At 69.6% G+C, this 21380-nt stretch carries 19 protein-coding genes; 13 read left to right on the forward strand and 6 right to left on the reverse strand.

From position 1 onward, the window contains the following. Positions 1-205: 205 nt before the first annotated feature. From G5B46_RS06015 to cytX, 3 genes are all read right to left on the reverse strand, one after another. Positions 206-2005, reverse strand: coding sequence for a DUF885 family protein (locus G5B46_RS06015; RefSeq protein WP_165256995.1), 1800 nt, complete (start codon positions 2003-2005; stop codon positions 206-208). A gap of 86 nt (positions 2006-2091) precedes the next feature. Next, on the reverse strand, positions 2092-4014 hold the full coding sequence (locus G5B46_RS06020) for a M61 family metallopeptidase (protein WP_165256996.1): 1923 nt from the start codon (positions 4012-4014) through the stop codon (positions 2092-2094). Between the two features lie 121 nt (positions 4015-4135). Further along, the gene (gene cytX / locus G5B46_RS06025; protein ID WP_165256998.1) at positions 4136-5407 is read right to left on the reverse strand and encodes a putative hydroxymethylpyrimidine transporter CytX; all 1272 of its coding nucleotides are present in this window, start codon (positions 5405-5407) and stop codon (positions 4136-4138) included. A 285-nt stretch (positions 5408-5692) separates the two neighbouring features. Between cytX and G5B46_RS06030 the strand changes: the two genes are divergently transcribed. From G5B46_RS06030 to G5B46_RS06050, 5 genes are all read left to right on the forward strand, one after another. Next, a complete protein-coding gene (locus G5B46_RS06030; protein WP_165257000.1) occupies positions 5693-6322 on the forward strand; it encodes a PepSY-associated TM helix domain-containing protein in 630 nt (209 codons plus the stop codon). A gap of 16 nt (positions 6323-6338) precedes the next feature. Continuing rightward, the gene (locus G5B46_RS06035; RefSeq protein WP_101712840.1) at positions 6339-6851 is read left to right on the forward strand and encodes a DUF2271 domain-containing protein; all 513 of its coding nucleotides are present in this window, start codon (positions 6339-6341) and stop codon (positions 6849-6851) included. A 16-nt stretch (positions 6852-6867) separates the two neighbouring features. After that, positions 6868-7785, forward strand: coding sequence for a DUF4198 domain-containing protein (locus G5B46_RS06040; RefSeq protein WP_165257002.1), 918 nt, complete (start codon positions 6868-6870; stop codon positions 7783-7785). 164 nt (positions 7786-7949) lie between these two features. Beyond that, positions 7950-8954 carry an FAD:protein FMN transferase gene (locus G5B46_RS06045; protein ID WP_165257003.1) on the forward strand — a complete coding sequence of 335 codons (1005 nt, stop codon included), beginning with the start codon at positions 7950-7952 and terminating at the stop codon, positions 8952-8954. Next, positions 8951-10501 carry a sulfite reductase flavoprotein subunit alpha gene (locus G5B46_RS06050; RefSeq protein ID WP_165257005.1) on the forward strand — a complete coding sequence of 517 codons (1551 nt, stop codon included), beginning with the start codon at positions 8951-8953 and terminating at the stop codon, positions 10499-10501. Before G5B46_RS06045 ends, G5B46_RS06050 begins: the two co-directional genes overlap by 4 nt. A gap of 4 nt (positions 10502-10505) precedes the next feature. Here G5B46_RS06050 and G5B46_RS06055 read toward each other — a convergent pair whose 3' ends face one another. Then, entirely contained in the window at positions 10506-11042 is a 537-nt protein-coding gene (locus G5B46_RS06055) for an NTP transferase domain-containing protein (RefSeq protein WP_165257006.1), read from the reverse strand. A gap of 101 nt (positions 11043-11143) precedes the next feature. On the opposite strand from G5B46_RS06055, the gene G5B46_RS06060 reads away from it, so the two are divergent. The 7 genes from G5B46_RS06060 (at position 11144) to G5B46_RS06090 (ending at position 19238) form a co-directional block, all read left to right on the forward strand. Further along, a complete protein-coding gene (locus G5B46_RS06060) occupies positions 11144-12211 on the forward strand; it encodes a LacI family DNA-binding transcriptional regulator (RefSeq protein ID WP_165257007.1) in 1068 nt (355 codons plus the stop codon). Between the two features lie 58 nt (positions 12212-12269). Then, entirely contained in the window at positions 12270-12638 is a 369-nt protein-coding gene (locus G5B46_RS06065; protein WP_165257008.1) for a hypothetical protein, read from the forward strand. Positions 12639-12805: 167 nt separating this feature from the next. Then, the gene (locus G5B46_RS06070; RefSeq protein WP_165257009.1) at positions 12806-13960 is read left to right on the forward strand and encodes a fumarylacetoacetate hydrolase family protein; all 1155 of its coding nucleotides are present in this window, start codon (positions 12806-12808) and stop codon (positions 13958-13960) included. A 30-nt stretch (positions 13961-13990) separates the two neighbouring features. Next, positions 13991-14737: a D-xylose 1-dehydrogenase gene (xylB, locus tag G5B46_RS06075; protein ID WP_165257010.1), complete on the forward strand. Its 747-nt coding sequence runs from the start codon at positions 13991-13993 to the stop codon at positions 14735-14737. 142 nt (positions 14738-14879) lie between these two features. After that, positions 14880-15749: an SMP-30/gluconolactonase/LRE family protein gene (locus G5B46_RS06080; RefSeq protein WP_165257011.1), complete on the forward strand. Its 870-nt coding sequence runs from the start codon at positions 14880-14882 to the stop codon at positions 15747-15749. Further along, positions 15736-17517 (forward strand): xylonate dehydratase XylD, encoded by a 1782-nt coding sequence (xylD, locus tag G5B46_RS06085; RefSeq protein WP_165257012.1) that lies wholly within the window; start codon positions 15736-15738, stop codon positions 17515-17517. Before G5B46_RS06080 ends, xylD begins: the two co-directional genes overlap by 14 nt. A gap of 176 nt (positions 17518-17693) precedes the next feature. Next, the gene (locus G5B46_RS06090) at positions 17694-19238 is read left to right on the forward strand and encodes a beta-xylosidase (RefSeq protein WP_165257561.1); all 1545 of its coding nucleotides are present in this window, start codon (positions 17694-17696) and stop codon (positions 19236-19238) included. Between the two features lie 116 nt (positions 19239-19354). Here G5B46_RS06090 and G5B46_RS06095 read toward each other — a convergent pair whose 3' ends face one another. Together G5B46_RS06095 and G5B46_RS06100 are read right to left on the reverse strand one after the other, a co-directional pair. Beyond that, a complete protein-coding gene (locus G5B46_RS06095) occupies positions 19355-19921 on the reverse strand; it encodes a hypothetical protein (protein WP_165257013.1) in 567 nt (188 codons plus the stop codon). After that, positions 19921-20217 carry a PadR family transcriptional regulator gene (locus G5B46_RS06100; RefSeq protein ID WP_165257015.1) on the reverse strand — a complete coding sequence of 99 codons (297 nt, stop codon included), beginning with the start codon at positions 20215-20217 and terminating at the stop codon, positions 19921-19923. Before G5B46_RS06100 ends, G5B46_RS06095 begins: the two co-directional genes overlap by 1 nt. Before the next feature lie 100 nt (positions 20218-20317). On the opposite strand from G5B46_RS06100, the gene G5B46_RS06105 reads away from it, so the two are divergent. After that, the gene (locus G5B46_RS06105) at positions 20318-21286 is read left to right on the forward strand and encodes a magnesium and cobalt transport protein CorA (protein ID WP_165257016.1); all 969 of its coding nucleotides are present in this window, start codon (positions 20318-20320) and stop codon (positions 21284-21286) included. The last annotated feature ends 94 nt before the right edge of the window (positions 21287-21380 follow it).

The following is a 21380-nucleotide window of genomic DNA, read 5'->3' on the forward strand; positions in this document are numbered from 1 at the left end:
CTCAAGAAGCGTCTCCGACAGGAGACAACACCAATCGGCGCAACACAAGCTATCAAGCCGTCATCCCGGCCGCAGCGAAGCGGAGAGCCGGGACCCAGGGGCCGCTGCACTGCGTTTGGCCCCTGGGTCCCGGATAAGCGCTACGCGCTTTCCAGGATGACGAGATGTAGAGGATTCGGAGCTGCTCTCGCAATTTGCGGAAGCCTCACCCCGACCAGGCGTCGACCACGCTTTCCAGCACGGTCAGCGGGGTCGGGCCGACCAGCAGGGCGGTGTCGTGGTACTTGCGGATGTCGAACTTCGCGCCCAGGCGCTGCTTGGTCCGCTCGCGCAGCGCGGCCCAGACGGTGTGGCCCACCTTGTAGGAGCAGGCCTGGGCCGGGTTGGCGCAGTAGCGCTCGACCTCGCGGGTGATGCGGCCTTCGTCGTCGCCGCCGGTCTCGACCATGTAGGCGATGGCCTTCTCGCGGCTCCAGCCCTTGGCGTGGATGCCGGTGTCGACCACGCAGCGCGAAGCCCGGAACAGCCGCGCCTGGTACATGCCCAGAAGGCCCAGGTCGTCGGTCTCGTAGAGGCCCATCTCCATCGCCACCTGTTCGGCGTAGAGCGCCCAGCCCTCGGTGTTGGCCGAGAAGAACATGTTCTGGCGCAGGCGCGGCAGGCTGCCCTCGGCGGTCAGGGCCAGCTGGAAGTGATGGCCCGGCGCGGCTTCGTGATAGGTCAGGGTCGGCAGGGCGTAGCGCGGGCGCTCGGCCGTGTCGCGCAGGTTGATGTAGAAGGCCCCGGGGCGCGAGCCGTCCAGCGGCGGACGCTCGTAGTAGCCGCCCGACGAGCCGGCCTCGGTGTAGGGCGGGATGCGGCGCACCTCGACCGGGATCTTCGGCGTGATCCCGAACCATTGCGGCAGCTTGGGCTGCATCTCTGCGATCAGGCGATTGCAGTAGGCCAGGATCTGCGCACGGCCCTCGTCGGTGTTGGGATAGCTCTCGCCCGGCAGGTCCTTGAGCGCGGCCATGCGCTGGCCGACCGAGCCTTGCGTGAAGCCGCGCTTCTTGAGGATCTCGTCCATCCGCGCCTGGATTTGCGCGCCCTCCTCCAGGCCGAGGCGATGCACCTCGTCGGGGGTCTTCTCGGTGGTGGTGTAGATGCGCAGCAGGGCGGCGTAGAAGGCCTCGCCGTCCTTGAAGCGGTTCATGCCCGCCTCGTGCACGGCCTTGGCCCGGACGGCCGTCAGGGTCTCGATCTGGCGATCCAGCGCCGGATGGATCGTGCTGGCCAGCAGGGCGGCGGCCTTGGCGTCGTAGTCGCCATAGGCCTTGGCGCGGCGGGCCATCGAGGCGACCAGCACGTTCTTCTCCGGGGCCAGGCCGCGGAACTGCTTCAGCTGGCCGATGGCCTTGTCGAGGATGAAGTCCGACGGGATCACGCCCTTGGCCGCATCGGCCCGCACGCGCTCGCTTTCCTGGTCCAGCACGGTGGCGAAGCTCGCCATGCGGGCCAGGTAGCTGTCGGCGTCGGCTGCCGACTTCACCTCGTGCTTGTTGTCGAGGAAGCTGGGGACCGACGAATAGCCGCCGTAGAACTGGGTCACCACGAACGGCCTCGACACCGCGCCGTAGTCGAAGCCCGAGGCCTTGTCGCGCGCGCCGTAATAGTAGGCGGCGGTGTCGTAGTTGACGGCGTCCTCGCCCGACAGCGCCTTGCGGTCGATGGCCTTCAGGCGCTTGAGGCGTTCGGCCGGTTCCTTGCGCTCCTTGATCCAGCCGGCGATCGAGCGGTCGCCCAGCCTGGTGCGCGCGCCGGCGTGGGCGCCGGTGTCGAGGCCGAGGTTGGTGGCCTGTTCGGGGCTCTCGGTCAGGTCTTCGTCGAAGAAGGCGTCGAACAGGGCGTAGAGCTTGGCGCTCTCGCCCTTCGGGGCGGCCATCGCCGGCAGGGCGGCGGAGACGGTCGCCGCGGTGGCGCCGGCCAGCAGCTGGCGACGATCGAATTTCGTGGAATCGGACATGCGGCCCCCAAAGGCAGACTTGGCCGCATGTCGAAGAAAAGCCGTCCGGCGCCTCGCGGCCCCGGGCGCCGGACGGCTCTCAAGACTTACTTGCGGGGCGCCAGGATGTCGTCGAGGCGCGCCGGCGTACCGGCGATGCGCTCCAGGCGCGGGTAGCGCAGGCCGCCGGCGTAATCGAGCTTCACGGTGCGATAGCGCGAGCCTTCCTTGACCAGCAGTTCGACCGGAACGCCCTTGGCGGTGGCCTTCACCGCCGCCTTCAGCTTGTCGGCGTCATAGGTGTCGCCGTTGACGGCCACCACGGTCAGGCCCTGGGTCAAGCCGGCCTTGAAGGCCGGGCCGTCCCACTGCACGTCGGTCAGCACCGCGTCCGAGCCCACCGTCAGGCCGATCGAGTAGGCCAGGTTGGTGTTCTTGGCGCGGGTCTCGGACGACTTGAAATAGTCGGTCGGGGTGTCGGTGTAGACGAGCTTGTAGCCGCCACGGGTCAGACCATCGAGCGGGGCCTTGGGGTTCACGCCCTCGATGCGATCCTTCAGGAAGGTCGACCAGTCGTAGGGAACCACGCCGTTCAGCGCCGCGACCACGTCGTCGAAGGTGTAGGTGTGCGACACGTACGAGCCGTCGGCGACGCCGAAGAAGGCCTTGGCGAAATCGTCGAGCGACTTCTTGCCGCCGGTCTTCTCGCGGATCAGCGTGTCGGCGTCGAGCCAGACCAGCTGCCCTTCCGAATAGTAGTCCTCGCTACGCTGGTAGGAGAGCCACGACAGCGGCTTGCGGTTGGCGATGATCGGGTCGTTGGTGGTGTCCTGCACCGGGCGCCAGTCGCGGCCGCGACGGTTGTCGTAGGCGGCCGCCGTCATGGCGATGGCGTCCAGGGTCTGCTCCTTGGTCAGCAGGGTCGAGCGCGACGACAGCACATAGCCCCAGTACTGGGTCTGGCCCTCGTAGACCCACATCAGGCTGTCGCGCATCGGGGTGTTGAGGGTCGGCGTCCACAGGTCCGCGCCACGGCGGAACTTGCCGTTCCACGAGTGGGTGAACTCGTGGGGCAGCAGGTCGCGACCGACATAGGTCTTGTCCCACTCGGTGAAGTACTTGGGCGCGACGCGGTTCTCGCTCGACCGGTGGTGCTCCAGGCCGATGCCGCCCAGCTGGTCCGACAGAGCCACCAGGAAGTCGTAGTGGTCGTAGTGGTGCGAGCCGTACAGCTTGTAGGCCTGCTGCACGAGGTTCTTGTGGGCCTGGATCTGCTCGGGCTTGAACTCCAGGAGCTCGGGCTTGTCGGCGATCATGTTCAGGCGCACCGGAACCTTGGCGCCCGGATCAAGCTCGACCGACTTGAAGTAGCGGCCTGCGAACATCGGCGAGTCCACCAGGGTCTCGACGGTGGTCGGCTTGAAGCTGGTGACCTGGCCTTCGGTCTTGTCGACCTCCAGGGCCGAGGCGAACTGGAAACCGGCCGGCAGCTTGACGGTCGGCTCGACGGTGATGCGGCGGGTGAAGTGGCCGGCCGGGTACATGGTCATCTGCAGCCACTGCAGGTTCAGCATGTCGGGCGTCATGACCATGCGGCCGACCTTGGTCTCGACCGGCGACAGGAACTTGTAGGCGACGGAGAGCTCGGTCACGCCGGCCGGCACGTCGATGTGGAAGGCGTTGACCTCGACCACGTCGCGCTTCCACGGGATCGTCTGGCCGTTCGCGGTGATCACCAGGCCGGCCAGCTTGTCGATGTCGTTGCGCGGCGAGTGGCCGCCCGGAACCCACTGCGGATAGTACAGGGTCATCGGGCCGGGCTTGGCGACCGGCAGGGTCAGCTTGATGTCGAAGATCTTGCGCTCGAGGTCGGTGGCGTCGACGTAGAGCTTCAGCACGCCCGGATAGGCCACGTCCTGCGGGGCGACGATCGGCGGCGTCGGTGCGGCCGGTTGCGGCAGGTAGTCCTGGGCGAGAGCGGCGCCGCCCACGAGCGACAGAAGCGAGACCGAGAAGAAAAGCGCTTTCAAGAAACGACCCCAATGCAGCCCGCGAACGTCCCCTCGCGGTAAGAAGCCTGGATGTTTCTTTTGTTAGGGCCCGCTTGTCGAGACGAACTTGACCGGACGTTGTTATGGCGACGCTGGTCGATCAGCCCTTCGGCCGCCGCAGGATCAACCCCAGCACTAGATAGGCGAGCGCCGCAACCGCCAGCGCCGGCAGGGTGGCGCCCAGCTCCGGCGCCAGGCGGCTGAAGCCCTGATAGGCCGCGATCCCCGCCGCCCAGGCCAGAAGCCCCGCTAGGTTCAGGCCCCAGGCGAAGGCCCCGGCGACCTCGGCGCGGCGGCGGCGCACGACGAAGTGGTCGGTCAACAGCACGCCGAACAGCGGCGCGAACACCGAACCGATCAACAGCAGGAAGCCTTCGTAACGGGCAAGCGGCGCCACGAGGGCGATCAGGGTGCACAGCGCGCCGAAGGCCAAGGCCAGATGGGCGGGGCGCAGCGGCGCCAGCGTGGCCGTCGAGACGGCGGCCGAATGGATGTCGGCGAAGGCGTTGTCGGTCTCGTCCACGACGATCAGCAGCAGGGCGATCCCGCCGCCGGCCGCGGCCAGGGCGGTCAGCAGCAGTCCCTCCCCGCCCCCGGCCGCCAGCGCGTAGCAGGCGCCCAGGCCCATGAACCAGATGTTGGCCAGGAGGTAGCCGGCCGCGCTGCCGCGGAACATCCGGCCGCTGGAACGGCCAAAGCGCGTGTAGTCGGCGATCAGAGGCAGCCACGACAGCGGCATGGCCACGACCAGGTCGACGCCGGCGCCGAAGCTCATCTCGCCCGTGCCGGCCTTGGCGAACAATGCGGCCAGGTCGTGCTGGGCCAGCAGCCGCCAGGTCAGCCAGCCGGCGCCGCCCAGCAGCAGCCACAGCCCCCAGGCGCGCAGGAACCTGCGCACGAACGACACCGGCCCCATGAACGCCAGCCAGGTCGCAAGCGCGCCGAACAGCACCGTCCAGGCCAGCGGATTGGAGAGCCCGAAGGTCTGCCTGGCCAGGGCGTCGGCGGCGTCGCGCATGGCGATGATCTCGAACGCGCCCCAGCCGACCAGCTGCACCGCGTTCAGCACCGCCGGAACCGCCGCGCCCCGCGCGCCCAGCGCCAGCCGCAGCGTTCCCATGGCCGAGAGCCCTGTATCGGCGCCGACCACGCCGGCCGCCGCCAGCAGCAGGGCCCCCAGCACCGAGCCGGTGACGATCGCCGCCAGCGCCATGCCCAGGCTGAGGCCCGGGACCAGGAACGCGCCCGCCTGCAGCACCAGCAGGCCGATGCCCAGGCTGAACCACAGCGAGAAGGCGTCGCGCGCCCCGAACACCCGGCGCTCGGCCGGAACGGGGGTCAGGGGATCATAGGTGTCGTCGAGCGTGGCCATGACCGGCAGCCATAGCAGCTTGCCGTCGCCGCGCGAATGGATGAGGGCTCGCTCGCCCTCTTGCGTAGGAACCTTGCGAAAGCGGGGATTTCACGGATGGAACGGATGCGCCGCTCGAAGGCGTTCTCGGGCGCCTGGCGAATAATGGGGCGGATGGGCGATGCGCTCCGAAACGATCCGCGGGCAAATGCTTCCAATCGGCGCCGGACGGCGATCGGGTCTTGTAATTGCAAGTCGCTCTCAAGTATGGACGGCGGCACTGAAGCTCGTCCGTTCCGGAATCCCGTGAAAGCCGCCGCCGAACAGAACCGCCGCTCATTCTGGCTGAAGCAGTTGCACCAGTGGCACTGGATCAGCGCGGCGATCAGCCTCGTGGGCATGCTGCTGTTCGCCATCACCGGCTTCACCCTGAACCATGCCGGCTCGATCGAAGCCGAGCCCAAGGTCGTCAGCAAGAAGGCGACCTTGCCGCCCGAACTGATCGCCGAGCTGGCTTCGGGCCCGACCGAAGGCAAGCGCCCGCTGCCGATCAAGGTCGAGACCTGGCTCGACAAGGCCGTCGACGCCGACATCGCCCGCCGCCCCGGCGAATGGTCCGACGCCGAGGTCTACCTGGCCCTGGCACGTCCCGGCGGCGACGCCTGGATCGCCATCGACCGCGAGACCGGCGACGTCGAGCACGAAAAGACCACCCGCGGCTCGATCAGCCTGCTCAACGACCTGCACAAGGGCCGCAACACCGGCAAGGCCTGGAGCTGGTTCATCGACATCTTCGCCGGCGCCTGCGTGATCTTCACCGTCACCGGCCTGATCCTTCTGCAGTTCCACGCCCGCGGGCGGCCGATGACCTGGCCGCTGACCGCCGCGGGGCTGGCCATTCCGCTCCTGATCATCATCCTGTTCGTCCACCTCTAGTGAAAGGCCGCCTTCCGTGAAGCGCACCGTCTCCCTGCTGACCTTCGCCGGCGCCGCCGTCGGCGCTCCGGCGATGGCCGCCGACCTCGCCGTCACCGTCGAGATCCCGCGCCTTTCGGTGGCCGAGTACCACAAGCCCTACGTCGCCATCTGGGTCGAGGCGCCCGACGCCACCGCCGCCGCCACCCTGGCCGTCTGGTACGATCCGGACTCCAAGGAGGACAAGGGCGAGAAGTGGCTGAAGGACATGCGCCAGTGGTGGCGCAAGGCCGGCCGCACCATGAGCTTCCCGGCCGACGGCATCTCCTCGGCCACCCGCGCGCCGGGCCCGCAGAAGCTGACCTTCAGCGGCGCCAAGAGCCAGCTGTCGAAGCTGAAGCCGGGCGCCTACACCCTGGTGGTCGAGGCCGCGCGCGAAGTCGGCGGCCACGAGGCCGTCCGCGTGCCGTTCACCTGGGGCAAGCCCGGCAAGACCGCCTCCGCCAAGGGGACGGCCGAGCTCGGCGCTGTCTCGGTCACCGTCAAATAAGCAAGAGAGAAACGCCATGACCCTTCGCAAGCGCCTTCTCGCCCTCACGGCGGCCACCGTCGCCCTGACCCTGCCGCTGGCCGCCCACGCCCACCGCGCCTGGTTCGTCCCCTCGGCCACCATCCTGTCGGGCGAAGGCTCGTGGGTGACCGTCGACGCGGCCATCTCCAACGAGCTGTTCTACCCCGACCACCGCGCCATGCGCGTGGACGGCGTGGTCATCACCACCCCGGACGGCTCGACCGAACCGCTGAAGAACGCCGCGACCGGCCAGTACCGCTCGGTGTTCGACGTCGAGCTGGCCAAGCCCGGCACCTACAAGATCGGCACCGCCTCCAGCAGCGTCATGGCCAGCTGGACCGAGAACGGTGAAGTCAAGCGCTTCCGCGGCAGCGCCGACGACTTCGCCAAGCAGGTTCCGGCCGGCGCCGCCGACCTGAAGACCATCAAGAGCTTCAACCGCAACGAAACCTTCGTCACCCGCGGCGCGCCGACCGACACGGTGCTGAAGCCGACCGGCAAGGGCCTGGAACTGGTTCCGGTCACCCACCCCAACGACGTGGTGGCCACCGAAGCGGCGACCTTCAAGTTCCTGATCGACGGCAAGCCCGCCGCCGACCTGGAAGTGACCTTCGTGCCGGGCAATTCGCGCTATCGCGCTACGCCGGGCGAGATCAAGGTCAAGACCGGCGCCGACGGCGCGTTCAAGGTCACCCTGCCGGAAGCCGGCATGTACTGGATGAACGCCAGCGTCCGCACCGGCGAGACCGGCCGCGGCGGCATGGGCGGCCCTCCGGGCGGTCCGGGCGGCCAAGGCGGCCCCGGCGGTCCGGGCGGCGGCGCTCCCGGCGGTCAGCCCCAGGCCCCGACGGCCCTGGCCGGCAACGGCTTCTCGGCCAGCTACACCGCGACCCTGGAAGCCCAGCGTCCGTAACCTGACGACCTAGCTCCTCCCCCGCGCCAACGGGGGAGGTGGCGCGGCGCCAGCAGCGCCGTGACGGAGGGGGCGAGGGACGGAGCGCCGTGCGCGCCGCCGCCCCCTCAACCGCTTCGCGGTCCCCCTCCCCCGCTCGCGGGGGAGGAGCTTGAAAGACCCCCATGACCCGCGTCCTCGTCCCCATGCTCTCTGAACCGCCGGCCCGGCCGGTGGGCGGGGTCGTGCGCGGGTTCGACGGGGAAACCATGGGCACCACCTGGTCGGTCAAGGCCGTGCTGCCCGTGACCACCGACCTCGCGGCCATGACCGCCATGGTCCAGCGCGCGCTGGACAACGTGGTCGCGCAGATGAGCGCCTGGGACCCGATGTCGGCGCTGTCGCGCTTCAATCGTTCCGCGCCCGGAAGCTGGACCGTCCTGCCGACCAGCTTCGCGACCGTGCTGCGCCGCGCCCTGCAAGTGGCCGAGGACAGCGACGGCGCCTTCGATCCGACCCTGGGCGCGATCACCGATCTCTGGGGCTTCGGCCCTCGCCCCTTTTCCGGCGAGCCGCCCAGCGCCGACGCGCTGGAGGCCGCCCGCGCGCCGATGGGCTGGCGCCGCGTGGCGCTGGACGGCGACGCGCTGTTTCAGCCGGGCGGCCTTTCCATCGACCTCAACGGCATCGCCAAAGGCTTCGGCGTCGACGAGGCCGCCCGCGCCCTCGACCGGTCCGGCGTACGCTCCTACCTCGTCGAGGTCGGCGGCGAACTGCGCGGCACGGGCGCCAAGCCCGACGGCCAGCCGTGGTGGGTCGAACTAGAGCGTCCGCCGCTCGCCGGCGCCAACGACGAGGCCGCGCCCCGCACGCTGCTGGCCCTGCACGGCCTGTCGGTGGCGACCTCGGGCGACTATCGCCGGTTCTTCGACCATGCGGGCAGGCGCTACGCCCACACCCTGGATCCCGCCTCTGGCGCGCCGTGCGACGCCGGCGTGGTCAGCGTCACCGTCCTCCACCCCGAGTGCATGACCGCCGACGCCCTGGCCACGGCCCTGACCGTGATGGGCGCCGAGGCCGCCATCGCCTTCGCCACGGCCCGCGACCTGCCGGCCCTGATCGTGACCCGCGGTCCCAACGGCCTGTCCGAGCGCTTGTCGCCGGCCCTGCAGGCAATGCTCGACGAATGACCGACTTCATCTCCAGCCTGCCGCCGGACGCGCGCCGCCTGGCCCTGGCCGCCATCGTCGTCGGCCTCTACGTGCTGCTGTGCGCCGGGATCGCGCTGAAGGTGGCCTTGCGCAAGCATAAGGCCCGCCGCGAGGAGGCCGCCCTGGCGTCCGGCGCCGGCGAGCCGGTGCTCGTGGCCTTCGCCAGCCAGACGGGCTTCGCCGAGGAACTGGCCATGGCTACGGCCAAGGCGTTGCAGGCGGCCAGCCTGCCGGTGCGGCTGCGCGAGCTGGCCGCCGTCGAGCCCCAAGACCTGACCGGCCGCGCCCTCTTCATCGTCAGCACCACCGGCGAGGGCGACGCGCCCGACAACGCCCGCCGCTTCATCCGCGACGTGATGGCCACCGAGCCCGCCCTGGCCAAGCTGTCCTACGCCGTCCTGGCGCTGGGCGACTCGACCTACGCCCAGTACTGCGCCTTCGGCCGCAGCCTCGACGCCTGGCTCGCCCGCAACGGCGGCGCGCGCCTGTTCGACACGGTCGAGGTCGACGACGGCGAGGCCGCCGCCCTGCGGCATTGGCAGTCGCAGCTCTCCGTGCTCACGGGCTCGACCGACGCGCCCGACTGGAGCCGTCCGGCCTACGGCCCCTGGACCCTGGCCGACCGTCGCCTGCTCAATCCCGGTTCGGCCGGCGAAGGCGCCTTCCACGTGAGGCTCGAACCGCTTGATGGTGGGCTCGACTGGCGGGCCGGCGACATCGTCGAGATCGGCCCGCGCAACGCCCCCGCCGACGTGGCCGACCTGCTTTCGCGCCTGTCGCTGAGCGCCGACGCCGCCGTGAAGGCCGACGAGGCCGCCAGCCTGGGCGAGACGCTGTCCTGGCGGCGCCTGCCGCACGAGGACGCGGCCATCAAGGCCCTGGCCGGAACCGCGCCCCAGGCGCTGGTCGACGCCCTGCCGGCCCTGCCCCACCGCGAGTATTCGATCGCCTCGCTGCCCGCCGACGGCGGCGTGGAACTGGTCGTGCGCCTGATGCGCCGCGCCGACGGCAAGCCGGGCCTGGGCTCGGGCTGGCTGATCGAGCATGCAGCCGTCGGCGGCGAGATCGCCGGCCGCGTGCGCTCCAACCGCAGCTTCCACGCGCCGGACGACGACCGCCCGATGATCCTGATCGGCGCCGGCACCGGTCTGGCCGGCCTGCGCAGCCACCTGAAGGCTCGCGCCGCCCTCTCCCGCAAGCGCAACTGGCTGGTGTTCGGCGAGCGCTCCTCGGCCCACGACTTCTTCCATCAGGCCGAGATCGAGGCCTGGGCGGCGTCGGGCGTGCTCGAACGCCTGGACCTGGCCTTCTCCCGCGACCAGGCCGACAAGGTCTACGTCCAGCACCGCCTGCGGGCGGCCGCCGACGAGGTCCGGGCCTGGGTGGCGCAGGGCGCGGCGATCTATGTCTGCGGCTCGCTGGAGGGCATGTCGCGCGAGGTGCACGCGGCGCTGGGCGAGATCCTGGGCGGCGAGGCGCTGGAGGACCTGGCGGATCAGGGCCGCTATCGCCGGGACGTCTACTGACGGGCTACGGCCTAAGCCGATCACGCTCCTCCGGCGTATTCGCCCCCAGCAACCGCGCCCTGGCCGCCTCCGGGCACGGCAGCACCGAAAGTCCCGCCCGCTCGACCAGCCGCCGCAGCGGCCAGCCCGGCAGCGCCCCCTCTGGCAACGCATCCAGAGGCAGCACCATCGGCACCGGCGACACCTCGAACGTCGCGCCGGCCTCCACGGCCAGCAACGGCGCAAGGTCCTCCACCGCCAGGGTCGGCGCATCGACCGCCAGCACCAGCGCCCGCTCGCAGCCCCGCGCCGCCAGCGCCGCGGCCCCGGCCAGCACGCCGCCCACAGGCCCCGCGCCCTCCTCGGGATCGGGAACCCAATCAAGCCCGTAGTCGCGCCCCGCAGTCAGCACCACGCTCGCGCCGGCCGCCCGCGCCAGGGCCACCACGCGGTCGACGGCGCGCACGCCGCCCCAATCCAGCAGGGCCTTGTCCCGCCCCATCCGGACCGAGCCGCCGCCGCACAGAATGATGGCTCCAAGGCGAGCGTCACGCGTAATCATGCCCCCTTCCCTACGCCCGACGCGCAGCCGCGACCAAGGCCCCGCTTCCCCCTGGCGCGAGAAACGGTCTAGACTCGCCCAAAAGGGACGGACTTCTCAGTATGAACGAACGCACCGAGCGCACGCGGCGGCGCAGCAGCCAGAGCGCCACCATCCGCGACGTCGCGGCTCGCGCCGGCGTTTCGCCGATGACCGTGTCGCGGGTCATCAACCGCGAAGCCACGGTCAAGGAAGAGACCCGGGCGCTGGTCGAGCAGGCCATCGCCGAGCTGAACTACGCCCCCAATCCCGCCGCCCGCAGCCTGGCCGGCAGCGCCCCGTTCCGCATCGGCCTGCTCTACGACAACCCCTCGACCGGCTATCTGTCGGAGTTCCTGGTCGGGGCGCTGGACGAAAGCAGCCGCACCGGCTCGCAGATCGTCATCGAGAAATGCGCCGAACCGGAACTGGCCGGCGCCACCCTGGCCCGCCTGCTGAAGACCGGCGTCGACGGCCTGATCCTGCCGCCGCCGCTGTGCGAGTCCCAGACCGTGCTGGCCGAGGTGAAGGCCGCCGGCGCCGCCGCGGTGGCCGTCGCGCCCGGCATGGCCAGCAGCGACATGGCCACCATCCGCATCGACAACGAAGCCGCCGCCTTCGAGCTCACCCAGCACCTGCTGGCGCTCGGCCACAAGCGCTTCGGCTTCATCAAGGGCCACCCCAACCAGACGGTCAGCCAGCAACGGATGGACGGTTTCATGACCGCCCTGAAGGCGGCCGGGATCCCGCAGGAAGACGTCCGCGTCGAGCAGGGCTACTTCACCTATCGTTCGGGCCTGGAGGCGGCCGAGCGGCTGCTCAACACCAAGGAGCGCCCCACCGCCATCTTCGCGGCCAACGACGACATGGCCGCCGCCACCGCCGGCCTGGCCCACCGTCTGGGCCTGGACGTGCCGGGCGACGTCTCGATCGTCGGCTTCGACGACACCTCGATCGCCGCCAACATCTGGCCGGCCCTGACCACCGTCCACCAGCCCATCGCCGCCATGGCCCGCGCCGCCGTCGACCTGGTGCTGGAGGAGATCCGCCGCCACCGCGACGGGACCGGCGAGCCGCGCCAGCTGATGCACCCCCACACGCTGATCGTGCGGGATTCGACGGGGCCTGCGGCGAATGCGGACAGGGGCTGAACAGCCTTCAAGGTCGAAGGCCCGCCCGTGGCTGATCGCTGCGGGGGTCGTCGCGGGCATGTTCGGGCTCTGGGTCGGCCTGCACCTCGTGGCCGGCCCCGTGGGTCTCGTCCTGTTCCCGGAAACGCCCGCGCCGGCGACCGAACTGTTCGCCGGACTGCCTGAAGACTACGACGCGGGCCAGAAACTGCTCACCACCCGCCTGGACAAGCGCTTTCCCCCGGGCGGGCCGGCGCATGACCTGGAGCGATATCTCCTGGCCCAGGGCCTGCACCCCAGCCCGGCGGCCGTAGCGGGCGAACAGAACGTCACGGCCATCTGGGGACGATCGGTCTGCGGCCAGCGGCTGGATATCTCGTGGAAGGCCGATGAGCAGGCGCGGCTGGTCAGCCATCGGGTCGTCTACTGGAACTCCGGCTGCCTCTGACGCCGCGCCCGACCCGCTCCGCCGCCCAGCCCTTCTGTCGACAACCTCAGAACAGTTGTCAGACAACTCCCTTGCGCGCCTCCACATGTTAGCGCTAACAAGTCTGAGAGTTACGAAGCGTGGCGGGCGTTCGCAAAGATCCGCCCGCGCCAGAGGGAGAAAACGCGGTGGGCGTGACGAAATACCTTCCCGAGGACTGGCGGGAAGCGACCCTTCTGGGCCGCATCGATTTCGGCCAGGGCCCGACCCCCGTCCTGATCCGCGGCGGCCACGTCGAGGACGTCAGCAAGATCGCCCCCACGCTCGCCGACCTGATGAACGCCTACGCGCCGGGCGACGCGATCCCGCGCGGCGTCGACAAGGGTCCGCTGGAAAAGCTCGACCTGCGTCCGGTGTGGGACGACCCGCAGGGCAACGCGCCGGCCAAGCTTCTGGCCCCCGTCGACCTGCAGGTGCTCAAGGCCGCCGGCGTCACCTTCGCCGTCTCGACCCTGGAGCGGGTGATCGAGGAGCGCGCCCGCGGCGACGCCGCCAAGGCCCTGGAGATCCGCCAGCAGCTTTCGGAGCGCATGGGCGGCGACCTCAAGAGCGTCGAGCCCGGCTCGGAAGGCGCCGCGCGCCTGAAGGAGGCCCTGGTCGCCGACGGCCTGTGGTCGCAGTACCTGGAAGTGGCCATCGGCCCCGACGCCGAAATCTTCACCAAGGGCCCGACGCTGTCGTCGATGGGCTGGGGCGACCAGATCGGCGTCCGCTCCGACAGCCACTGGAACAATCCCGAACCGGAAGTCGTGCTGCTGGTCGACGGCCAGGGCGAGATCCGCGGCGCCTCGCTGGGCAACGACGTCAACCTGCGCGACTTCGAAGGCCGCTCGGCCCTGCTGCTCAGCAAGGCCAAGGACAACAACGCCTCCTGCTCGATCGGTCCGTTCTTCCGCCTGTTCGACGCCTCGTTCAGCCTGGACGACGTGCGCAACGCCGAGGTCGAACTGAAGATCACCGGCCGCGACGACTTCGTGCTCGACGGCAAGTCGAACATGAGCCTGATCAGCCGCGACCCGGCCGTGCTGGCCGGCCAGGCCCACGGCAAGCAGCACCAGTATCCGGACGGCTTCGTGCTGTTCCTGGGCACCATGTTCGCGCCCATCCAGGACCGCGACGCCCCCGGCCAGGGCTTTACCCACAAGGTCGGCGACCGCGTCCGCGTCTCGACCCCCAAGCTGGGCGTGCTCGAGAACGAGGTGACCACCTGCGACCAGGCCAAGCCCTGGACCTTCGGCATCTCCGCCCTGATCCGCAACCTGGCCGGCCGCGGCCTGCTGTGACCCTCGTTTCCTCTTTCCAGGCTTAAGCGCATGTCCTCCGCCATCTATCCCAGCCTCCAGGGCAAGCGCGTCGTCATCACCGGCGGCGGCTCCGGCATCGGCGCGGGCATCACCACCGCCTTCGCCCGCCAAGGCGCCGAAGTGATCTTCGTCGACATCGCCGCCGAGGACTCGGAGGCCCTGGTCGCCGACCTGGCCGACGCCCCGATCAAGCCGGTGTTCAAGCAGGTCGACCTGACCGACCTCGAAGCCGTGAAGGCCTTCTTCGCCGAGACCGGCGCCATCGACGTGCTGGTCAACAACGCCGGCAACGACGACCGTCACAGCCTGGCCGACGTGACCCCGGCCTACTGGGACAACCGCATGAACGTGAACCTGCGTCACATGCTGTTCTGCGCCCAGGCCGCGGCCCCGGGCATGAAAGAGCGCGGCGGCGGCGCGATCATCAATTTCGGCTCGATCAGCTGGCACCTGGGCCTGGAGGACCTCGTACTCTACGAAACCGCCAAGGCCGGCATCGAGGGCATGACCCGCGCCCTGGCTCGCGAGCTTGGTCCCGACGACATCCGCGTCACCTGCGTGGTGCCGGGCAACGTCAAGACCAAGCGCCAGGAGAAGTGGTACACCCCCGAAGGCGAGGCCGAGATCGTCAAGGCCCAGGCCGTGAAGGGCCGCATCCTGCCGGCCAACGTGGCCTCGCTGGTGCTGTTCCTGGCTTCGGACGACGGCAGCCTGTGCACCGGCCACGAATACTGGATCGACGCCGGCTGGCGATAAGATAGGTCGGCGACGGCCCCCTCCGGCCCTCCGGGCCACCTCCCCCAGAGGGGGAGGATCTGCGGCCTTCGATGCTCCCCCTTTGGGGGAGCTGTCGCGGAGCGACTGAGGGGGCCCAGCGCCGTAGGAGGAGACGAAGCCAATGACTGCCCCCACCTGCGTCTGGGACCTGAAGGCCACGCTCGGCGAAGGGCCGATCTGGCATGGCGACGCCGTCTGGTTCGTCGACATCAAGGGCCATCGGGTCCACTGCTACATCCCGGCCACCGGCGAGACCACCAGCTGGGACGCGCCCGACCAGGTGACCTTCGTCGCCCCCCGCGTCGGCGGCGGCTTCGTGGCGGGCCTCAAGAGCGGCCTTCACCACTTCACGCCCGAACTGGGCTTCACCTTCATTTCCGAAATCGAGGACGCCGGCCTCGACAACCGCCCCAACGACTCCACGGTCGATGCGCAGGGCCGCCTGTGGTTCGGCACCATGCACGACGGCGAGGAGGCCGACAGCGGCGCGCTCTACCGGCTCGAAGCCGACGGTTCGCTGACGAAGCACGACGCCGGCATCTGCATCACCAACGGCCCGGCCGTCTCGCCGGACGGGGCGACCTTCTATCACACAGACACCCTCGGAAAGGTGATCTGGGCCTTCGACGTTGGGGCCGACGGCGCCCTTTCGAACAAGCGCGAGTTCTTCCGCCTGACGATCGACGACGCCTGGCCCGACGGCTCGGTGGTCGACGCCGAGGGCTTCGTGTGGACGGCCCTGTGGGGCGGTCGCGGCGCCATCCGCATCTCGCCGCAAGGCCAGGTCGTGCAGCGCGTCGAACTGCCGGCCATCAACGTCACCAAGCCGTGTTTTGGCGGACCGGACCTGAAGACCCTCTACTTCACCACCGCCCGCAAGGGGCTGAGCGACGAGCAGCTCGCCGCGAACCCGCTGTGCGGCGGCCTCTTCGCCCTGCCCGTCGACGTCGCCGGGCAGCCGCAATACGAGGTGCGCCTTGACCTCCGCTAATCGAACGCCCCGCCGGTTCCGCTCGCGCGACTGGTTCGACAATCCCGACCACATCGACATGACCGCGCTCTACCTGGAGCGCTTCATGAACTACGGGATCACCCCCGAAGAGCTGCGCAGCGGCAAGCCGATCATCGGCATCGCCCAGACCGGCAGCGACATCTCGCCGTGCAACCGCATCCACCTCGATTTGGTGGCCCGGGTGCGCGACGGCATCCGCGACGCGGGCGGGATCCCCATGGAGTTCCCGGTCCACCCGATCTTCGAGAACTGCCGTCGCCCGACGGCGGCGCTGGACCGCAACCTGTCGTACCTCGGCCTCGTCGAGACCCTGCACGGCTATCCGATCGACGCCGTGGTGCTGACCACCGGCTGCGACAAGACCACGCCTGCGGGCATCATGGCCGCCACCACGGTCAACATCCCGGCCATCGTGCTTTCCGGCGGCCCCATGCTGGACGGCTGGCACGAGGGCGAGCTGGTCGGCTCGGGCACGGTGATCTGGCGCTCGCGCCGCAAGCTGGCGGCCGGCGAGATCGACGAGAACGAATTCATCGAGCGCGCGGCCTCGTCGGCCCCCTCGGCCGGCCACTGCAACACCATGGGCACGGCCTCGACCATGAACGCGGTCGCCGAAGCCCTGGGCCTTTCGCTGACCGGCTGCGCGGCGATCCCCGCCCCCTACCGCGAGCGCGGCCAGATGGCCTATCGCACCGGCCAGCGGATCGTCGACCTGGCCTATGAGGACGTCAAACCGCTCGACATCCTGACCAAGAAGGCCTTCGAGAACGCCATCGCCCTGGTGGCGGCCGCCGGCGGCTCGACCAACGCCCAGCCGCACATCGCGGCCATGGCGCGGCATGCGGGCCTGGAGATCACCGCCGACGACTGGCGGGCGGCCTACGACATCCCGCTGATCGTCAACATGCAGCCGGCCGGCAAGTATCTGGGCGAGCGCTTCCACCGGGCCGGCGGCGCGCCGGCGGTGCTGTGGGAACTGCTGCAGCAGGGCCGCCTGCACGGCGACGTGCTGACCGTCACCGGCAAGACCATGGGCGAGAACCTGCAAGGCCGCGAAACCAGCGACCGCGAGGTGATCTTCCCCTATGCCGAGCCTTTGGCTGAAAAGGCGGGTTTCCTCGTTTTGCGCGGCAACCTGTTCGACTTCGCGATCATGAAGGCCAGCGTCATCGGCGCCGACTTCCGCGAACGCTATCTGTCCAAGCCGGGCCAGGAAGGCGTGTTCGAGGCCCGGGCCATCGTCTTCGACGGCTCGGACGACTATCACGCCCGCATCAACGACCCGGCCCTGAACATCGACGAAAGCTGCATCCTGGTGATCCGCGGCGCGGGTCCGATCGGCTGGCCGGGCTCGGCCGAGGTGGTCAACATGCAGCCGCCGGATCACCTTCTGAAGAAGGGCATCATGAGCCTGCCCACCCTGGGCGACGGCCGTCAGTCGGGCACCGCCGACAGCCCCTCGATCCTCAACGCCTCGCCCGAGAGCGCGGTGGGCGGGGGCCTGTCGTGGCTGCGCACCGGCGATACGATCCGCATCGACATCAACACCGGCCGCTGCGACGCCCTGGTGGACGAGGCCGTGATCGCCGAGCGCCGCAAGGAAGGCATCCCGGCCGTGCCGGCCACCATGACCCCCTGGCAGGAAATCTACCGCGCCCACGCCAGCCAGCTGGACACCGGCGGGGTGCTGGAGTTCGCCGTGAAGTACCAGGACCTGGCGTCCAAGCTGCCTCGGCACAATCACTAGCCAACAAGCAAAATGGCGCGTCATCCCGGAAAGTCCGCAGCGCTTATCCGGGACCCAGGGGCCGGCGCACTGCGGCTTCCCCCTGGGTCCCGGCTCTCCGCTTCGCTGCGGCCGGGATGACGAACTGAATTGGTCAAGAAGGAAGGGAGACGCCCATGTTCTCGCGCCGCCGCCTGATGGCGACCATCGCCGGCCTGACAGCGCTGCCTGCCCTGCCCGCCTTCGCCGCCGACAAGCGGGTCATCGCCCTGGACGCCGCCAAGGCGACCACGCCGGTCGACCGCTTCTTCGACCTGTCGATCGGCTCGGACTATCCCGGCACGCTGCTGCGCGAGGACAGCCTGGCGCAGCTGAAGACGGCCTCGGACGAGCTGAAGTTCCGCTACATCCGCTTCCACGCCATCTTCCACGACGTGCTCGGCACGGTGAAGAAAGGCGCGGACGGCAGGATCACGTACGACTGGACCAAGATCGACCAGCTCTACGACCGCCTGCTGGCCATGGGGCTGAAGCCGTTCATCGAGCTGGGCTTCACGCCGGAAGCCATGAAGACCTCGGACCTGACGATCTTCTGGTGGAAGGGCAACACCTCGCACCCGCAGTTCGCCCCCTGGGCGCACCTGATCGACGCCTTCGTGACGCACCTGCGCAAGCGCTATGGCGAGGCCGAGGTGCGCACCTGGTTCTTCGAGGTGTGGAACGAGCCAAATCTCGACGGCTTCTGGGAGAAGGCGGATCAAAAGGTCTATTTCGACCTCTACGCCCTGACGGCGAAAACCATCAAGGCGATCGACCCGACCTTGCGGGTGGGCGGCCCGTCGACGGCCGGCGCGGCTTGGGTTCCGGAGTTCCTGGCCTACTGCAAGGCCAATGGCGCGGCGGTCGACTTCGTCACCACTCACACCTACGGCGTCGAGGGCGGCTTCCTCGACGAGAACGGCAAGGACGACACCAAGCTGTCGGCCAATCCCGACGCCATCATCGGCGACGTGCGCAAGGTGCGCGCCGAGATCGAGGCCTCGGCCTATCCCGGCCTGCCGCTCTACTTCACCGAATGGAGCACCAGCTACACACCGCGCGACCCGGTGCACGACAGCTATCACAGCGCCGCCTACATCCTGGCCAAGCTGAAGGGCGTCAAAGGCATCGTCCAGGGCATGAGCTACTGGACCTATAGCGACCTGTTCGAAGAGCCCGGCCCGCCAACCGCGCCGTTCCAGGGGGGCTTTGGCCTGATGAACCCGGAGGGGATCCGCAAGCCCTCGTGGTTCGCCTACAAGTACCTGGCGGCCCTGCGCGGCAAGGAAGTTCCGTCCACGGACGATAGCGTCCTGGCCTCGGTGGATGGCGGCAAGATCGCCGCCCTGGTCTGGGACTTCAGCCAGCCGGTGCAGCCGACCAGCAACCGCTCGTTCTACACCAAGGTGCAGCCGACGACGGACGCCCCGGGCGCGGCGCTCAGCGTCGCCGGCCTCAAGCCCGGCCGCTATCGCCTGAAGGCCCAGCGCACCGGCTTCCGCGCCAACGACGCCTACACGGCCTATGTCGAGCTGGGCATGCCCAAGAGCCTGACGGCCGACCAGATCTGCGCGCTGCAGGCCCTGACCGCCGACAAGCCGGAGATCGACCGCACCATCACCGTCGGCAAGGACGGCTTGGCCAAGATCGACTTCGCGATGCGCCGGAACGACCTGGTGCTGGTGACCCTGGAACGGGCTTAGCGCAGACTGGAAGATGCTCTCCCTTTGGGGGAGCTGTCGGCGAAGCCGACTGAGGGGGCCGGCGCAACGCTTCCCCCTCCGGCCCTCCGGGCCACCTCCCCCTTGAGGGGGAGGATTTATCGCGCGATCCGCGCCGCGCGCCGCCGCCCCAAGGCCGCGCCCGCCAGGGCGCCGACATAGCCTAGGCCAACCATGACGCCCCAGATGACCAGCATCTGCAGGGTCGGCACGCGCAGCCCCGCCCCCGTGATCGCCAGCAGGGCGTTGCCGATCAGCGAGGGCCCCAGGCCCACGATCAGAGCCGTCGCCAACCGGCGTCGGGGCCAGTTCAGGGCGATGGCGAAACCGGCCAGCACAAGCGCGACGACGATGAGCGGCATGACCATCCGGGCCGCTTCCCCCCGCGAGAGCAGGCCCGAGAGGACGGCGCCGAAGTAGCAGAGCGGCGCCAGGGCTCCGACGAACACCACGCCCGTCCCCAGCGCCGCCGCGTAGGTCGCCTCCCCCGCCGCCCGCCAGCGCGCGGCCGCGACGAGGCATCCCAGCGACCAGGACAGCCGGCCCTTTTCGAGCGCCTTGAACTCGGCGTGCATGGCGTCAGCCCACTCGCCCCGAACAGCCGGCGGATTGCTGACCGCCAAGCTCATGATCCGATCGGCGAGATCTCTGCGGTTTCCGGTCATCAGGCTCCCCCCAGGGCCAAGGATGTTGCGGACGGACGACGAGCAGCCGCCAGGGCCGAGCGGCCGGCGCCGGTGATGCGATAGGCGTGCCGCGCCGGGCGGCCCGGACGTTCGGGCTCCAGCCAACGGCTCTCCAGCAGGCCGCGCTCGGCCAGCCGGATCAGGATCGGATAGAGACTGCCCGACTTCAGGCCGGTGGCTGCGGCCACCTCCAGGCCATACAGCCACTCGCGCCCATGCAGCACGTCGAGGACGGCGAGCGACTGCGGCGAAAGCTTGCGGGGCGCGGCGGGCATGATTAAAACTCTACATATATTGCAAACGTCGTCAAGCGCGCCGCGCCTTGCCTCCGCCCGGCGTTCACGCCATCTGCGGACCAGCAGAGCAGGAGCCTTCATGAGCGTCGTCGCCGCCTACGCCTATATCGACGGGAAGCGGGTGCGGGAGATCCGGCTCGACGATCCGGCGAGCCTGGCGCCGCGCGACGGCGAGTTCGTCTGGATCGGCCTGGTGGACCCCACCGAGGACGAACTGCGCATCCTGCAGGAGCGCTTCGACCTGCATCCGCTGGCCGTCGAGGACGCCCTGCACGCGCGGCAGATGCCCAAGGTCGACATCTATGGCGGCCAGCTGTTCGTGGTGGCCAAGACCGCCCAGATGGTCGAGGGCCGCATCGTCTTCGGCGAGACCGACATCTTCGTCGGCTCGCGCTTCCTGATCAGCGTGCGCCACGGCTCGGCCCGGGCCCACCTGGAACTGCGCGCCCATCTGGAGGCCCAGCCCGCCCTGCTGGCCCATGGCGGAGACTACGTGCTGCACGCCGTGCTCGACTTCATCGTCGACGGCTACCTGCCGGTGGTCGACGCCATCGAGGACGAGCTGGCCGAGATGGAGCGGCGGGCGCTGGACGCCTTCCTCAGCCGGGCCGAGATCACCCGCCTGTTCACCCTGCGCCGTGAACTGACCAAGTTCCTGCGGCTGCTGGGGCCCATGGCCCAGGTCGCCGGCTATCTCGAGCACCACGAGACGCCGTGCATCGATCCGGAGGTGAAGCCCTATTTCCGCGACATCCGCGACCACGTCGCCCGCGTCGACCTGCTGATCGCGGGCCTGGGCGAAGTGCTCAACTCGGTGTTCGAGGTCAGCTCGCTGCTGGAGCAGCAGCGCCAGGGCGTCATCACCCGCCAGCTGGCCGCCTGGGCGGCGATGCTGGCCGTGCCCACCGCCGTCGCCGGCGTCTACGGCATGAACTTCGAGCACATGCCCGAGCTGAAATGGACCTTCGGCTATCCGCTGGTCCTGGGCGTCATCGCCGTGGTCTGCGCCCTGCTCTATCGGCGCTTCAAGAAGGCGGGCTGGCTCTAAGATGCTCCCCCTGAAGGGGGAGCTGTCGGCGAAGCCGACTGAGGGGGAAGTTGTTGCGGCGCTTCCGAAGCCGCTTCCCCCTCCGGCCCTTCGG

It is taken from the genome of Caulobacter sp. 602-2 (genome assembly GCF_011043625.1).
In the GTDB taxonomy this organism is placed as follows: domain Bacteria; phylum Pseudomonadota; class Alphaproteobacteria; order Caulobacterales; family Caulobacteraceae; genus Caulobacter.

What these genes read in the sequence shown, in the direction of transcription:
- G5B46_RS06015 (WP_165256995.1), bottom strand. Translation starts at nt 2,005, where the DNA reads ATGTCCGATTCCACGAAATTCGATCGTCGCCAGCTGCTGGCCGGCGCC.
- cytX (WP_165256998.1), bottom strand. Translation starts at nt 5,407, where the DNA reads ATGGCCACGCTCGACGACACCTATGATCCCCTGACCCCCGTTCCGGCC.
- G5B46_RS06040 (WP_165257002.1), top strand. Translation starts at nt 6,868, where the DNA reads ATGACCCTTCGCAAGCGCCTTCTCGCCCTCACGGCGGCCACCGTCGCC.
- G5B46_RS06045 (WP_165257003.1), top strand. Translation starts at nt 7,950, where the DNA reads ATGACCCGCGTCCTCGTCCCCATGCTCTCTGAACCGCCGGCCCGGCCG.
- G5B46_RS06050 (WP_165257005.1), top strand. Translation starts at nt 8,951, where the DNA reads ATGACCGACTTCATCTCCAGCCTGCCGCCGGACGCGCGCCGCCTGGCC.
- G5B46_RS06055 (WP_165257006.1), bottom strand. Translation starts at nt 11,042, where the DNA reads ATGATTACGCGTGACGCTCGCCTTGGAGCCATCATTCTGTGCGGCGGC.
- G5B46_RS06060 (WP_165257007.1), top strand. Translation starts at nt 11,144, where the DNA reads ATGAACGAACGCACCGAGCGCACGCGGCGGCGCAGCAGCCAGAGCGCC.
- G5B46_RS06065 (WP_165257008.1), top strand. Translation starts at nt 12,270, where the DNA reads ATGTTCGGGCTCTGGGTCGGCCTGCACCTCGTGGCCGGCCCCGTGGGT.
- xylB (WP_165257010.1), top strand. Translation starts at nt 13,991, where the DNA reads ATGTCCTCCGCCATCTATCCCAGCCTCCAGGGCAAGCGCGTCGTCATC.
- G5B46_RS06080 (WP_165257011.1), top strand. Translation starts at nt 14,880, where the DNA reads ATGACTGCCCCCACCTGCGTCTGGGACCTGAAGGCCACGCTCGGCGAA.
- G5B46_RS06090 (WP_165257561.1), top strand. Translation starts at nt 17,694, where the DNA reads ATGGCGACCATCGCCGGCCTGACAGCGCTGCCTGCCCTGCCCGCCTTC.
- G5B46_RS06095 (WP_165257013.1), bottom strand. Translation starts at nt 19,921, where the DNA reads ATGACCGGAAACCGCAGAGATCTCGCCGATCGGATCATGAGCTTGGCG.
- G5B46_RS06100 (WP_165257015.1), bottom strand. Translation starts at nt 20,217, where the DNA reads ATGCCCGCCGCGCCCCGCAAGCTTTCGCCGCAGTCGCTCGCCGTCCTC.
- G5B46_RS06105 (WP_165257016.1), top strand. Translation starts at nt 20,318, where the DNA reads ATGAGCGTCGTCGCCGCCTACGCCTATATCGACGGGAAGCGGGTGCGG.